The 12,764-nt window shown below is 69.0% G+C and carries 13 protein-coding genes; 8 read left to right on the top strand and 5 right to left on the bottom strand.

Annotation, left to right across the window (positions count from 1 at the left end; all coding sequences use genetic code 11):
- Window positions 1-117 precede the first annotated feature (117 nt).
- Complete coding sequence (locus ACFTZC_RS18375; RefSeq protein WP_382890863.1) at window positions 118-1,296, bottom strand: hypothetical protein; 1,179 nt, start codon at window positions 1,294-1,296, stop codon at window positions 118-120.
- A complete protein-coding gene (locus ACFTZC_RS18370) occupies window positions 1,293-1,970 on the bottom strand; it encodes a DsbA family protein (RefSeq protein WP_382890861.1) in 678 nt (225 codons plus the stop codon). The genes ACFTZC_RS18375 and ACFTZC_RS18370 overlap by 4 nt, the downstream gene beginning before the upstream one ends.
- Window positions 1,971-2,064: 94 nt before the next feature.
- Between ACFTZC_RS18370 and ACFTZC_RS18365 the strand changes: the two genes are divergently transcribed.
- On the top strand, window positions 2,065-2,643 hold the full coding sequence (locus tag ACFTZC_RS18365; RefSeq protein WP_382890859.1) for a TetR/AcrR family transcriptional regulator: 579 nt from the start codon (window positions 2,065-2,067) through the stop codon (window positions 2,641-2,643).
- A 41-nt stretch (window positions 2,644-2,684) separates the two neighbouring features.
- Here the strand turns inward: ACFTZC_RS18365 and ACFTZC_RS18360 are convergent, their stop codons facing one another.
- Window positions 2,685-3,344, bottom strand: coding sequence for an NAD(P)H-binding protein (locus ACFTZC_RS18360; protein WP_382890857.1), 660 nt, complete (start codon window positions 3,342-3,344; stop codon window positions 2,685-2,687).
- A gap of 451 nt (window positions 3,345-3,795) precedes the next feature.
- On the opposite strand from ACFTZC_RS18360, the gene ACFTZC_RS18355 reads away from it, so the two are divergent.
- The 6 genes from ACFTZC_RS18355 (at window position 3,796) to ACFTZC_RS18330 (ending at window position 9,354) form a co-directional block, all read left to right on the top strand.
- The gene (locus ACFTZC_RS18355; protein ID WP_382890855.1) at window positions 3,796-4,725 is read left to right on the top strand and encodes a Dyp-type peroxidase; all 930 of its coding nucleotides are present in this window, start codon (window positions 3,796-3,798) and stop codon (window positions 4,723-4,725) included.
- 248 nt (window positions 4,726-4,973) lie between these two features.
- The gene (locus ACFTZC_RS18350) at window positions 4,974-5,297 is read left to right on the top strand and encodes a hypothetical protein (RefSeq protein WP_382890853.1); all 324 of its coding nucleotides are present in this window, start codon (window positions 4,974-4,976) and stop codon (window positions 5,295-5,297) included.
- Window positions 5,294-5,584, top strand: a complete 291-nt coding sequence (locus ACFTZC_RS18345) for a hypothetical protein (RefSeq protein WP_382890851.1) — start codon at window positions 5,294-5,296, stop codon at window positions 5,582-5,584. Before ACFTZC_RS18350 ends, ACFTZC_RS18345 begins: the two co-directional genes overlap by 4 nt.
- A gap of 384 nt (window positions 5,585-5,968) precedes the next feature.
- Window positions 5,969-6,964, top strand: coding sequence for a hypothetical protein (locus ACFTZC_RS18340; RefSeq protein WP_382890849.1), 996 nt, complete (start codon window positions 5,969-5,971; stop codon window positions 6,962-6,964).
- 616 nt (window positions 6,965-7,580) lie between these two features.
- Complete coding sequence (locus ACFTZC_RS18335; protein WP_382890847.1) at window positions 7,581-7,847, top strand: hypothetical protein; 267 nt, start codon at window positions 7,581-7,583, stop codon at window positions 7,845-7,847.
- A 118-nt stretch (window positions 7,848-7,965) separates the two neighbouring features.
- On the top strand, window positions 7,966-9,354 hold the full coding sequence (locus ACFTZC_RS18330; RefSeq protein ID WP_382890845.1) for an FAD-dependent oxidoreductase: 1,389 nt from the start codon (window positions 7,966-7,968) through the stop codon (window positions 9,352-9,354).
- A gap of 270 nt (window positions 9,355-9,624) precedes the next feature.
- Here the strand turns inward: ACFTZC_RS18330 and ACFTZC_RS18325 are convergent, their stop codons facing one another.
- Complete coding sequence (locus ACFTZC_RS18325) at window positions 9,625-10,317, bottom strand: GntR family transcriptional regulator (protein ID WP_382890843.1); 693 nt, start codon at window positions 10,315-10,317, stop codon at window positions 9,625-9,627.
- Window positions 10,318-10,423: 106 nt separating this feature from the next.
- On the opposite strand from ACFTZC_RS18325, the gene ACFTZC_RS18320 reads away from it, so the two are divergent.
- The gene (locus ACFTZC_RS18320; RefSeq protein ID WP_382890841.1) at window positions 10,424-11,590 is read left to right on the top strand and encodes a mandelate racemase/muconate lactonizing enzyme family protein; all 1,167 of its coding nucleotides are present in this window, start codon (window positions 10,424-10,426) and stop codon (window positions 11,588-11,590) included.
- 122 nt (window positions 11,591-11,712) lie between these two features.
- Here ACFTZC_RS18320 and ACFTZC_RS18315 read toward each other — a convergent pair whose 3' ends face one another.
- Window positions 11,713-12,723, bottom strand: a complete 1,011-nt coding sequence (locus ACFTZC_RS18315) for a hypothetical protein (protein WP_382890839.1) — start codon at window positions 12,721-12,723, stop codon at window positions 11,713-11,715.
- Between the last annotated feature and the right edge of the window lie 41 nt (window positions 12,724-12,764).

The following is a 12,764-nucleotide window of genomic DNA, read 5'->3' as shown; positions in this document are numbered from 1 at the left end:
CAGGCACAACGCCACCTCAGTGACTCTTCGAGGACGTGATTACGCAAGCCGCCGCCGTCCAGGCGGTGCGCGGCGACGTCACGCCCGGAGAACTCGCCACCTACTGCATCCACGCACTCACAGCGGCCGTCGGCCTTCCCTCGGAAGCCGCGATGGTGTGCCTCCGGGGCCGTTGAGCCCCAGGCGCCGTCCCAGAGCGACGCCGCGGTGGTGGAGGGCCGTTCCCTCGGCGATGCGGTTCTGCGCCCACGCGTCCAGTGCGGCCTCCGGGGAGGGGAACTGCTGCAGGGCGGTGAAAAGAGCGATGGCGTCCTCGGCGGCCTTCATGGCGCTGGCCGCCGTGTGCGGCCGTACGACGAACGCGGCGTCCCCGGTCAGCAGCATGCGGTCCGTACGCATCCGCGGGACGCGCCCGTCGAGGATCGCCTGCGCGAAGGGCTCCCGGGTGTGCTCGACCAGCTCACGCATCGGCTGCGGCAACACCCGCCGCGCCCGGTCGAGGAGTTCGGTGTGCACCGGCGGCGCCATCAGTCCCGGCGGGAGCGACAGCCCACGAGCCGCGCCGTTCCGGTCCGTGGTGATGCGGTCGAGTTCGGCCTCGTCCGCCCGCACGTACCAGACCCAGTTCATCCGGCGCGTTCCGGGGCCGACCGCGCCGAGAGCGCCGGGAATGAAGTAGCACAGGAACTGTGTACGGTCACCGTCGAAGAAGCTGAAGCGGTTACGGAAGACCGCGCCCAGCGCCTCGGGAAGCTCGGCCTCGTCGATCACCCCGCGGTAGGCGACGTATCCGGCGTAGCACGGGTCGCCGCCGCGTGTGACGAGCTCCCGGTGGCGGGAGGAGGAGCCCTCCGCGATGATCGCCAGATCGACGGGACGGACCGTGTCACCGGTGTGGATGTCGACGCCGTCGGGCCGGGGCGTGAGGGCGTCGACCAACTGCCCCTCGCGGTACCGGCCGTGGTCGAGCTTGTCCCGCAGGGGCTGGTAGATGGAGCCCCAGGAGATCATCTGCTGCCGCATGGGGGTGCGGTGGCTGCGTCCGTCCGCAGTGAAGAACTGCCGGTGGGTGACCGGGACGCTCACCCGGTCCGGGTCGGCGCCGCAGAACATCTTCAGGAACCAGGCGACGCTCGGCTGGAGCACGATGCCCGCGCCGCGGTCGTGGGGCCGCCCCGCCGACCGCTCCCAGACGGTGACGTCCAGACCGAGGTCGGCGAGGGCGACCGCCTGGAAAAGGCCGCCCAGGGAACCGCCGACGACCCCGACCGACCTGATGCCGGACAGTGCGTTCACGCCGAGCACACCCCGCTCTCGCAGGCGGCCCCGGACGGAACCTCCATGGCCTGCTGTTCGAGGATCTCCACCAGCGTCTCGACGGGCACCGCACCGTTGACCGCCTTGTCCCCGATGACCAGCAGCGGAACACCTCGGATGCCCAGATACTCGGCGAGCTGCTCGTCCTCCGCCACCGTCGTCTCCAGACCCGGGTCCGTCAGTCGCTCGGCCACGTGCTCGCCCAGCCCCATCTCCCTGCCGATGCGGGACAGCACAGCCGTATCGCCCACGTCCTGGCCCTCGGAGAAGTAGGCCGCCAGCAGACGGTCAGCCATCTCCCAGCCCTTGCCCGCCTCCCGTTCGGCCAGCGCGATCAGGCGGTGCCCCGCCCGGGTGTTCGGGGTGCGGGTGATCGCCGCGTAGTCGAAGGCGACACCCTCCTCGCGCCCGGCGAGCACCGTGCCCGCGTCGAGCTGCTGTGACCGCTCCCAGCTGCCGAACTTCTCGCTGCGGTAGGCACGGCGGTCCATTCCGCCCGCCGGCATCTCCGCGTTCAGCTCGAAGGCGTGGTGGCGGATACGGAAGTCCTGTCCCGTGCGCTCCCGAGCGATGTCGACAGCCTTCTCCAGCCGACGGCCGCCGATGTAGCACCACGGGCAGATCAGATCGCTGAACACATCCAGGGTGACCATGAAATCCTCCAATCGAACCGACTAGTCTGTTCGGTGCAACGGCGCCGCAGCCGTCTCCATTCCCACCCCACCCCATCCCTCACCGGAGGTACCGATGCCCGCCCCCGAAGCCACCCGCACGAAGATCGTCGAAGCCGCGGCTGACCTGTTCACCCGCAGCGGCGTACGCGCCGTGGGCATCAACGAGATCTGGCGTAGCGCGGGGGTCGCCAAATCGACCCTCTACCAGCACTTCCGTTCCAAGGACGAACTGGTCGCCGCCGTTCTGCGCAGCCGCAACGACGCGTGGTGCGCACGCCTGCGCGACCGTGCCGCGGCGGCGCACACCTCGCAGGACCGGCTCCTGGCGATCTTCGACCTTCTCGGCGAGGAGTTCGCCGACCCTTCCTACCGTGGCAGCGACCTGGTGAACGTCGCCGCGGAATACCCCGACCCCGGCCACCCCGTCCGCGTCGCCATCCGCGACCACAAACGTGAAATCCTCAGCTACCTGACCGGCCTCGCCACCGCCGCACACGAGGACGACCCCGGGAGAGCGGCCGCCATCGTCCTCACACTCGCCGACGGGGCGGTCTGCACACGCGTCAGCCTCGGAGACACCACCACCGCGGACCTCGCCAGACAAGCGGCGTCCCGCCTGCTGACACATACCTGTGATTGCTCCTCGCGCTGAGCGGTGCGCGGTCCTGTCGGTAATGCCGGGGCCGGCCGGGGTCAGGGAGCCGTTGCCGTAAGGGCGGCGACGGCATCGGCAACAGGGGTGTCACCGGAGGTGAGTTCGACGATCACGCGGCTGAGACCGGGCTCGTGCAAGGCGGCACCGATGAAGGCGGCGACGTCGTCGCGGTGCACGTCGCCGTATTCGACCGCGGGGCCGGCCGTCACACGGCCGGTGCCGGGCGCGTCCAGGAGCGTGCCGGGGCGAATGATCAGCCAGTGCAGACCGGTGCGGGTCAGATACACGTCGGCGGTCTTCTTGACCCTGATGTAGTGCTCGAAGCCCTCGCTGTGCCCTCCGTCGCGCAGGGCGTCGGGGAACACCGAGACCAGCACGAACCGCGACACCCCGGCCAGCGCGGCGGCGTCGGCGGCCTTCTCCAGGCCCTTGCCGTCGATCAGCGACGTCTTGTCCATTCCGGTGCCATGCGCACCGGCGGAGAAGACAACCGCATCGTGGTCAGCGAGTTTCGCCGCCAGCTCCTCGACGGTGTCGTGGACCAGGTCACCGGTCACCGGGGTGGCGCCCGACGCACGGACCGTGCCGGCCTGGTCAGCGCCGCGGTGCATTCCGGTCACCTGGTCGCCGCGGGCGGTGAGCAGCCCAGCGAGCCGGGCCCCGACACCTCCGGCGGCTCCGATCTGGAACACCTTCATGATCAATTTCGCCTCTCCGCGGAACACGCCTGGATGAGGGGTGACGCCGAGAACCTGGAAGTCCCCGGCGAACACCCGGAATTCCTAGGTATGACCGGCCGGGCGAGGAGAATAACCGTCCTCGCCCCTCGCACTTGTCCGTCGTACAGCGACGTGCCACTCCTGGCCGCTGATGGGATCGTGCCCCCTCCCCCGCGGTAAGGAAAATCGATGCATTCGATTCGGTCATGCAGAATGCCAATCGACCATCCTATGGGGGTATATGCGCTGGTCAACGGCGCCAGTACGAGCAATCGAGTACACACCGGCCGCACGGAGGAGCGGTGCTACGCTCCGACCGACGGCGAACCGTTCATCGAATGCGGTCATCGCCGGAATTCCCCTCCCCACCGACACGCGTACCTGTCGCGCCCTTGATGCAGGAGGTATCCCCATGGTTTCTTTCCGGCCCATGACGCAAAACATCGTCAGCCCCTCGACCCAGGCTGCGGTCTTCCTGACGCTCACCCTCCAGGAAGGAGGGGAGAAGACCTGCCGTGAGACGCTGGCGGACATCGCGGCACTGCGCGGTTCGGTGGCACCCCTCGGCACCGAACCGGACAGCCTGAGCTGCGTTGCCGGGATCGGCTCGGACGCGTGGGACCGGCTGTTCTCAGGTCCGAGGCCGACCTCCCTGCACCCGTTCACCGCCTTGCGCGGCCCTGTCCACACGGCCCCGTCCACCCCTGGTGATCTGCTCCTGCATCTGCGTGCGGAACGCATGGACCTGTGCTTCGAACTGGCCGACAAGATCCTCGCGCGACTGCGGCCTTACGTGAAGACGGTCGACGAGACCCACGGTTTCGGGTACTTCGACTCACGCGACCTGCTCGGCTTCGTCGACGGCACCGAGAACCCGGAAGGAGAGGAAGCCGCGGCGTGGGCGTACGCCGGACCGGAGCAGGAGCCCGACTTCCCCGGCGGCTCGTATGTCCTCGTACAGAAGTACCTGCACGACCGCGACCGCTGGAATGCCCTCACCGTGAACGAGCAGGAGAGGGCGGTGGGACGCACCAAGGCCGACGACATCGAGTTGCCCGACGAGGCCAAGCCTGCCGACTCGCATGTCGCACTGAACGTCATCACCGACGCCGACGGCAAGGAACTCAAGATCGTGCGCCGCAGCATGCCGTTCTTCCACCACGCACGCGGCGAGTACGGCACCTACTTCATCGGCTACGCCGCTTCCCCCGCGATACCCGAACAGATGCTGCGAAACATGTTCCTCGGCACCGACGACGCCCCGCACGACCGGCTGCTCGACTTCTCCACAGCGGTCACAGGCGGGATGTTCTTCCTCCCCCCGCAGTCGTTCCTGACCGATCAGCCACCCACGCCGTAACCTTCGGTTTCACACCTCCGCTGTCGCCGCCCGGTAGCCCGGTCCACGGTGAACGGGGGCTACCTCGGCGGATTTCCGCATGCGCCGATCACGTCCGTCGGAGGAGGCGTGATCGTGCGACGTTCGTCGGCACATCACGAACTGATTGAGGCTCAGAAACCCTGCGGCCATCCGCCGTACAGTGATGACGGGATGGGCGCCATGGCCACGGACGTCTGGCAGCAGGCCCGGACCGCGACGGTCGACCTGTGGCGTCGGATACAGCCCGCCGTGCCGACGGCATCGGAGCCGAACTCGACGAACTCCGTGCTCAGGTGCTCGCGGTGCGGGAGGCCGGGGACCCGGACACCGAACAGGCGCTGGCCGGGGCCTGGCGGCTGCGGCTGCATGAACTCCTGCGCGACAATCCGAGTATCGCCGCCGGCCTGCGACAACTGCTCGACGAGCATCTCACCCCGGCTCTCCCGGCGAATGAACAGGCCGGGGTCCGGTCGGTCGTCATGAGGGTCGAGGCGCGGGACAACTCCCGCGTGTATATGGCGGGCGGAGACCAGCACATCGCGCGCTCATGAGCACACCCGCCCGCGATCCGGACCCGACCGGCGTCCGGATCGAGGCTCAAGCTGGTGACAGCGCCCAGGTCTACATATCGAGCAGGGATATCCACGTCACGCAGTCCGGCTCAGTGGCCGACGACAAGCATGACCGCCACAAGGGAATGGCCGATGCTCTTCGGGTGCTCAGTGGCCCGTTGCTCCTGCTCTGCGGATGCGCGGCGCTCGTCGGGGTGGGACGGTTCGATCCGAGGAATCTGTATAGCTGCCCCCTGGCACTGATATCGCTGATCGCGGGCTTGTGAGTCTGGACCGCACGGCGCAGCGTCTCGCGAGCGCACTGCGCCCGCAGTGGGAAGCCGAGGAAAGGCTGCGCAAGGTGCAGCATCCCAGTCCGCTGCCGGTTCGCTGGATCTCCGAGGAACGGCGAAAGCAGCTCAGTCGGCGAGCCGCGGGCGTCCTGCGGACGCTCGGGGTGATGTCGGCACTCGCCGTGTCCGTCACCGTCATGCGGTGGTCGTTCGACGATACGCCGGCTTCAGTCTTCGGTCTGCCGGTGTGGGTACCGGTAGTGCTCATGAGTCTCGTGTCGGTGGCCGATGTGGCGCTCGGGTCGCAGGGAAATCTCGGTCGCTTCCCTCGGACTGGGGAACCTGCGGGAGGGCGGCGGCCCCTGTCCGAGGGCCGCCGTGCCCATACTGTTGCCCGTCGTCGCCTTGATGGCCTGGAAGGCCAACGCGGGCCGCGACGCCGTCAGCCCTGTCGACTGGGCCGTCACCAGCGGTGCGTCGATCGCCGCCCTGGCTGTGTTCGCGGTGAGCGTTTCCGCCTGGGGCACCTTCACAGCCGCCAGAGTGTTGCCATGGCTCGCCGGGCAGGCCCCCTGGAAACTGATGGATTTCCTTGAGGCCGCCCACCGCCACGGAATCCTGCGGCAGTCCGGCGCGTACTACCAATTCCGGCATGCCCGGCTGCAGGAGAGGCTCGCCATCCGTGCTGCGGCTCAGCCTTTTCCGACCCCTCCCGCACCAGCGCAGAGACCCCGTCGGCCGCTCCTGGCCGCTGTCGGCACACGGGCAGGAATGGCCGGGTTCGCCCTGGGGGCCCTTGCATTCCTGGCCGTTTTCACCGTGCTCTCCATAGCGCTGTCGGATGGACCCCCCGGACCGCATGTGCTGATCCGGCCGGCCTGTGAACTGCTCGGCCGGAAAGCTCTCACGACCGTACTCCCCGAACCGGACATCGTCAGCCAGCCGGACGGCGGCGACAAGTGCTGGTGGGCCAACGAGCGACCGATCCCCATAGAGGCGGACGTCATACTCGAGGCCCGGGTGTTCGTTCCTGACCTCGGGGCCAGCGCAGTGCAACACGCGGAGAAGCGCCTCCAAACGCAGGTGCAGGGGAGGCTGGAGAAGCACGACCCGCTGCTTTCCATTAATGTTGTCAAACCCCAATACACCGGATACCCGGAAGGGCTCGGAGACGAAGCCTTCACGGTGATCTATTTCGGCGACTCCGGCATGCCCGAAACCGCCCTGATCGTAAACAACGTCGTACGCGTCGACAACGTCATCCTCATCATCACCTACATGGTCCGGGCTCTGGAGGAAGACAAGACGTTGTCGCACCTGGCCCGTTCCGCCGAGAATCTGGCGCGTGTCGCCGTAAGCAACCTTGGTCCCTAGCTGTGCGCAGCCCACTGCGAGGACATTCAACTCACCGCCGGGCTCCAGGTGGATCGTGCACGAGCCGGGCACGTCACGGGTGGCGAAGCGGAACCTGGAAGGGTGGGGCGGCGCGTCGGAAAGCGGGTGCCGAGGCTGGGCCGCATCCATAAGGGTGGAGCAATCGCGGTCGGCTGAATTCGTCCGGTCCGTAGGCATCGGCGGCGAGTTGTACTAGGCAGCAATCGCCGATGCGAGCGTCAGGGCGCCTGGGAGAAGCTGCGGCAGCATCTACTTCCAGGGAGCGCACCTATGCACACAGCGCGAGCCGGACCAGGGCCGGTCTTCGGGCGGGCCCGGACAACCTGCGATCTCACCGGCAGCCTGACGAGCCGGACGAACTCGCCGCGCGGTGCCGCTGCCGGCCTCCCCGCCCACAACTGCCGTCGGGAAAAAGACGGCAAGGAAAGGCGTGATGCCTCGCGGGAGCAGCTACGCGAGTTCGTCACCGCCGCCGAGGCCGGGACCGAGGGACTCCTCAGCGACACGGTCTCTCCCGCCCTCGTGCAGGCCGCCATGTGCATCGAGGAGCGGCTGCTCATCGACGCGGAACTCAGCCACCCGTACGGTCACGTCGATGCTGCACGTGTCCGTCCGCACCCTGTACCGCGCGTTCGCCGGCGAGGAGACCTCGCTCGTGCCGACCGACGCCGGCCATTTCGTGGGGGCGTACAAGAAGCACTTCGGCGAGACATCGAACGTATCGAACGTGCGGCGCCGCAGAGTTGGCCGTGAGCGCCGAACACACCGGCGTGACGCCCGTACGGAGGGCATGACACTCGGATGCCATGCCATCGGCACGCGGATACCACTGACCGCAGCGGACCGTCCCTCCTCTCGCTGAAACCCATCTCTTCATTCCCCGCGCAGACAGTGCCCTGCACGGCGCGGATCAGACCACCTGCCCGCTCCGGTGGCCGGGCCGCGGTGCACGAGAGCGCGCATCACCAAGGAGTACGTTCATGGTCGACTCCGTGACATCTGTCTTCGACGAGCTCGTCGCGGCCGGTCCACCGGACGCCGGTACCCCCTTGTTCGACACCGCCTGTGTCCTGGGCGGCAGCGTCGCCGGGCTGTTGGCCGCGCGGGTCCTGTCCGACCACGCACGCCGGGTGGTCGTCGTGGAACGCGATAACCTCGACGGCGCAGTCGCGATACGGGCGGGAGTGCCGCAGGTCCAGCAGGTACACGCATTGGTGCCGGCCGGCTTGCAGTGGATCGAACGCTGGCTGCCGGGATTCACCCAGGACGCCCAGGACAAGGGCGCGGTCCTGGGCGCTCCCGCTCAGGTGCTCATCACCCACGACGGCTCCTACCGGCCGAGCGGCTCCGTGGCGCACTCCCTGCTCACGGCCGGCCGGCCCTTCCTCGAAGCCCGTCTGCGCGAGGCGGTGACGGCCCTGCCCAACGTGTCCGTCCTGCGCGCCAGGGTGGCGGGGCTGGAGTACCGTGACGACGCCGTCAGCGCGGTGCGGTACGTCGGCGACGAACCCGGGGTCCTCGCCGCGGACTTCGTCGTCGACGCGATGGGGCGCGGCAGCAGGCTGGCGAAGTGGCTGGAGCAGGACGGTTTCGACAAGCCGGCGGTCGAGCGGCTGCAGAGCCCGATCAACTATGCGACCGCCCTCTTCGAGCGTCCCGAGCGAGCGGTCGATCTGGAGGTGTCGACCGCACTCGGGACCTTCACCCCGCAGTACGGAGCCGACGGAGTGTCCATCGCCACCGTGTCCGCGGTGGAGGACGAGCAGTGGATCGTCATGCTGGTGGGCTTCGGCGAGGACCGGCCCGGTGCGACCACCGACGAGTTCCGCAAGGTGTGCGCGGGTATGCCCCAGATCTGGCGCGAGGCCACCAAGGGCGCCGTCACCCGCGACGTCGTCACCTACCGACAGGCCGACAGCCGCCGACGCGACTTCGTCGGCGCGAACCGTCTGCCGGCGCGGCTCGTCGCTGTGGGGGACGCCGTGGCCTCGTTCAACCCCATCTACGGCCAGGGCATGTCCTCGGCGGCGCTGCACGCCTCGTGCCTGTCCCGGTACCTGGTCGGCGGGCACCGTTTCGACTCCCCCGCCACCGCGTTCTTCGATCTGCAGCAGGTGGTCGTGGACGCCGCGTGGGCCGTGTCCGCCGGCGGCGACACGGCACGCCTCGACGCGCTGAACGGAACCGACGTGCCCGAGGACGTCCGCCGCCGGCGATGGGCCCTCGAACAGATCATGACCGCCGCCATGAGCGACAGCACGGTCGCCCAGGCCTTCAACAATGTCTCCTTCATGCTCCGCCACCCGGACACCCTGGCCGACCCCGCGCTGCTGGAGCGAGCGGTGGCTGTCATCAAGCGGCAGCTCTGACCGGCTCCTCGCCCTGCCGCGAGCTTGTCCCGCCGACAGCCGAATCCCCGTCCGGGCACGCCTCGACGGAATTTCCGCGCCACGGTCATCGCCACCGCACGTCATTGCCACCGGGCGCCCCGCCCGGTGGGCGGCGATCTGAACCTGGCTATCGCGAGCCGCCCGGCTGCCCGGCCCGGAGGTTCCATCGCGGTCGTCGGCCAAGGTCCGGAAGGCGGTGTCGAAGCCGCCGGCGTAGACGGTCGCGACGAAGCCGGCCGGCCATGTCCATCAGGGCCTCACACCGCCCGCAACGCCTTCACGGTCTTCGAGGGCGCCGATGGCGGTGGCGGTCAGACTGTGGGTGATGTGGTCGCGCATCAGCTGGGCCGCTTCGGCCACGCGGCCGTCCTCGATCAGTGCGACGAGCCGATGGTGCTCCTGAAGATCGCGGGTACGGGGCCCGTCGCCCGGCGGAAGTTCGAGGCCGAGGCGTCGGTAGCGGTCGGACTTGTCCCACAGGTCGTCCAGGAGGCGGATGAGGACGTCGTTGTGCGAGGCACGGTACAGCGCCTGGTGGAAGGCCCGGTGCGCGGTGAGCGCCTCCTCCCCCCACTGCCGGGTGACGGGCAGAAGCTTGTCGAGGGCAGCCCGCATGGTGGCGAGGTCGTCGGCCGTGCGGCGCGCTGCCGCGAGTTCGGCGGCGGTCGGGTCCAGGGACAGGCGGACCTCGAACAGCTGGCGGGCCTCGACGGAGTTCATCACGGAGACCCGGACGTCGCGGTGGGTCTCGACCGTGAGCAGCCCCTCGCTGCTGAGGCGCCGGATCGCCTCGCGCAGGGGCGTGATGCTCATGTTGAGGGACTCCGCGAGCGCGTACTGCGCGAGCCGGGTGCCGGCGGAGAGGGTGCCGGTGAGGATCTGGTTGCGGAGCTCCGCATAGGCGAGGTCGCTCTTGCTGACGAACAGGTTCGTGCCGGCCATTGCGCCCTGTGCATCCTTCCCGGGTGCTCGCACCCCCTTGACACTGCCCGTGATGTCACCTCACCCTAACATCGAGGCATCTTATAAGATATTAGAAAGCGGAGCCATGAAGATCACCAACGTGTACGAGGGCGTCGTCCCGATCAACTCCTCGATCCGCAACGCCTGGATCGACTTCAGCTCCATGGACTGCTCGATCGTGGCGATCGAGAGCGACGTCATCCGCGACGGCAAGCCGGTCGTCGGCTACGGCTTCAACTCCAACGGCCGCTACAGCGCCGGCGAGATCCTGCGCCGCCGCGTCCTGCCCCGCCTGACGGCGGCCGAGCCCGGCAGCCTCCTGGACGAGGAGGGCCGCTTCGACCACGCCAAGGCGTGGGACGTGATGATGAACAACGAGAAGCCCGGCGGCCACGGAGAGCGCTCGGTCGCGGTCGGCGTCGTGGACATGGCCCTGTTCGACCTGGCCGCCAAGGTCGAGGACAAGCCGCTCTACCGGTACCTGTCCGAACGCTTCGGCGACGGGCAGCCCGACGACTCCGTCTTCGTCTACGCCGCGGGCGGCTACTACGCCCCCGGCAAGACCCTCTCCGATCTCCAGGACGAGATGCGCGGCTTCCTCGGCCTGGGCTACGACGTCGTCAAGATGAAGATCGGCGGCGCCGGCCTCGCCGAGGACCTGCGGCGCATCGAGGCCGTCATCGAGGTCCTGGACGGCGACGGCTCCCGGCTCGCCGTCGACGTCAACGGCCGCTTCGACCTCAACACGGCGCTGGAGTACGGCCGGGCCATCGAGCCGTACGGACTGTTCTGGTACGAGGAGATCGGCGACCCGCTCGACTACCACCTCAACGCCACGGTCGCCGAGCACTACAGCGGCTCCATCGCCACCGGTGAGAACCTCTTCTCCCTGCAGGACGCCCGCAACCTGATCCGCTACGGTGGCATGCGCCCCGACCGCGACACCCTGCAGTTCGATCCCGCGCTCTCCTACGGGCTGGTCGAGTACCTCCGCATCCAGGAGATGCTGCGTCGGCACGGCTGGTCGTCGCGCCGCTGCATCCCGCACGGCGGGCACCAGTTCTCCCTGCACATCGCCGCCGCCCTCAAGCTCGGCGGCAACGAATCCTACCCGGGCGAGTTCCAGCCCACCGGCGGCTTCGCCGACGACGCCGTGGTCGAGAAGAGCCGCGTCGGCCTGACCGACACCCCCGGCATCGGCTTCGAGAGCAAGGCCGCCTTCCACCGGGTGCTGCGCGCCCTGCACAGCTGACCGGCATCACAAACGCGCTCGGGCGCCGTGCACCAGGACAGACGAGGGCCCTCCCCATGAGCACCCCCAGCGTCTCCTGCTCGATGACCGTCCCGCTGGGCAGGGTCCCGGCTTCGTGTGCGTCAGACGGTGACGTCCGCTGTGTCCTCGGCACGCCGCGGTGAGGTACGGGGCGGCCGCAGGTGGTCGTGGAGGGCCGCGAAAGCCGTGCAGGTGACGGGGAGGGCCACGGCCGCGGTGACCAGGATGCCGACGATGACGGGCGCGAGGATGCCGGCGTAGTACGCGGCGAAGAAGTTACCCGTGGCCTGTTCGAGGAAGGCTCGTACCAGCGGGCGCAGCGGCAGGGCGAGCTGCGTCACCAGCCGGACCAGCCCGGCGGCGAGCGCGGCCAAGGGCAGGGCGAGAGCGAGGACACGGGTCATTCCGGCGCGCGTCCACGTCAGCGACCAGGAACGGCGCAGGGCCGCGCGGGGGCCGAGGCCTCGGGCCGCGGCGGCCGGAGCGAGGGCGAGCGCGAGGCGCAGCAGCACGGCGGCGAACACGGCGACGGCGGGAGAGGCCGCGACGAGTGTGTAGGGCCACGATCCCCGTTCCAGGGGCAGCGGGGTGTCGAGATGGTTGCCGGTGAGACTGTTCGCCACGGCTCCGACGATCAGCGGCAGGGGCCATACGATCAGGCCGCGCAGCGCATACACGGCGAACACCGGTCGCAGCCGCGCGAGGACCGCGGCACGTGACCGGTCCGTTCGCGGGGGCCCTTCAGCCCCTGCCGCGACGGCCCGGGAGCAGACGCTCTGCAAGGCCGCGCTGCCGACGCCGAGGAGGGCCAGGAAGAGCGGGAGCGTGCAGAGGGCGACCCGTACCAGGTCGGTGTGGTCGTGGGAGTAGGGGTCCTCGATGTAGCGGTACCAGATGCGTTGGTTCCGCATATGGGTGAAGAGGGGCCAGGCGAGCGCGAATATCGCGGCCGTCATCAGCAGCCCGGCCAGCCCGGTCAGGCCGACGACGCGTACCGTCGCACCCGCCAGAGTGCCCCGGTGCCGCCGCAGGACGGCGAACGCCGTGGCGGTGACGCCGCGTTCCGGGCTTCCGCCCGTCGATGGCACCGGGCGGTCGTGCTGTGTGCGCATGGGGCAAGCCTTCTGTACATTTCCGGATCCGTTCCGGAGAA

It is taken from the genome of Streptomyces sp. NPDC056987 (assembly GCF_042673865.1).
GTDB lineage: Bacteria > Actinomycetota > Actinomycetes > Streptomycetales > Streptomycetaceae > Streptomyces.
The sequence above is the reverse complement of the archived record's forward strand: the minus strand, read 5'-3'. Positions and strand labels throughout refer to the sequence as shown.

Coding starts and splice junctions, on each gene's coding strand:
- ACFTZC_RS18370 (WP_382890861.1), bottom strand. CDS start 1,970: ATGGTCACCCTGGATGTGTTCAGCGATCTGATCTGCCCGTGGTGCTAC.
- ACFTZC_RS18315 (WP_382890839.1), bottom strand. CDS start 12,723: ATGCGCACACAGCACGACCGCCCGGTGCCATCGACGGGCGGAAGCCCG.
- ACFTZC_RS18345 (WP_382890851.1), top strand. CDS start 5,294: ATGAGCACACCCGCCCGCGATCCGGACCCGACCGGCGTCCGGATCGAG.
- ACFTZC_RS18320 (WP_382890841.1), top strand. CDS start 10,424: ATGAAGATCACCAACGTGTACGAGGGCGTCGTCCCGATCAACTCCTCG.
- ACFTZC_RS18355 (WP_382890855.1), top strand. CDS start 3,796: ATGACGCAAAACATCGTCAGCCCCTCGACCCAGGCTGCGGTCTTCCTG.
- ACFTZC_RS18360 (WP_382890857.1), bottom strand. CDS start 3,344: ATGAAGGTGTTCCAGATCGGAGCCGCCGGAGGTGTCGGGGCCCGGCTC.
- ACFTZC_RS18325 (WP_382890843.1), bottom strand. CDS start 10,317: ATGGCCGGCACGAACCTGTTCGTCAGCAAGAGCGACCTCGCCTATGCG.
- ACFTZC_RS18330 (WP_382890845.1), top strand. CDS start 7,966: ATGGTCGACTCCGTGACATCTGTCTTCGACGAGCTCGTCGCGGCCGGT.
- ACFTZC_RS18335 (WP_382890847.1), top strand. CDS start 7,581: ATGCTGCACGTGTCCGTCCGCACCCTGTACCGCGCGTTCGCCGGCGAG.
- ACFTZC_RS18365 (WP_382890859.1), top strand. CDS start 2,065: ATGCCCGCCCCCGAAGCCACCCGCACGAAGATCGTCGAAGCCGCGGCT.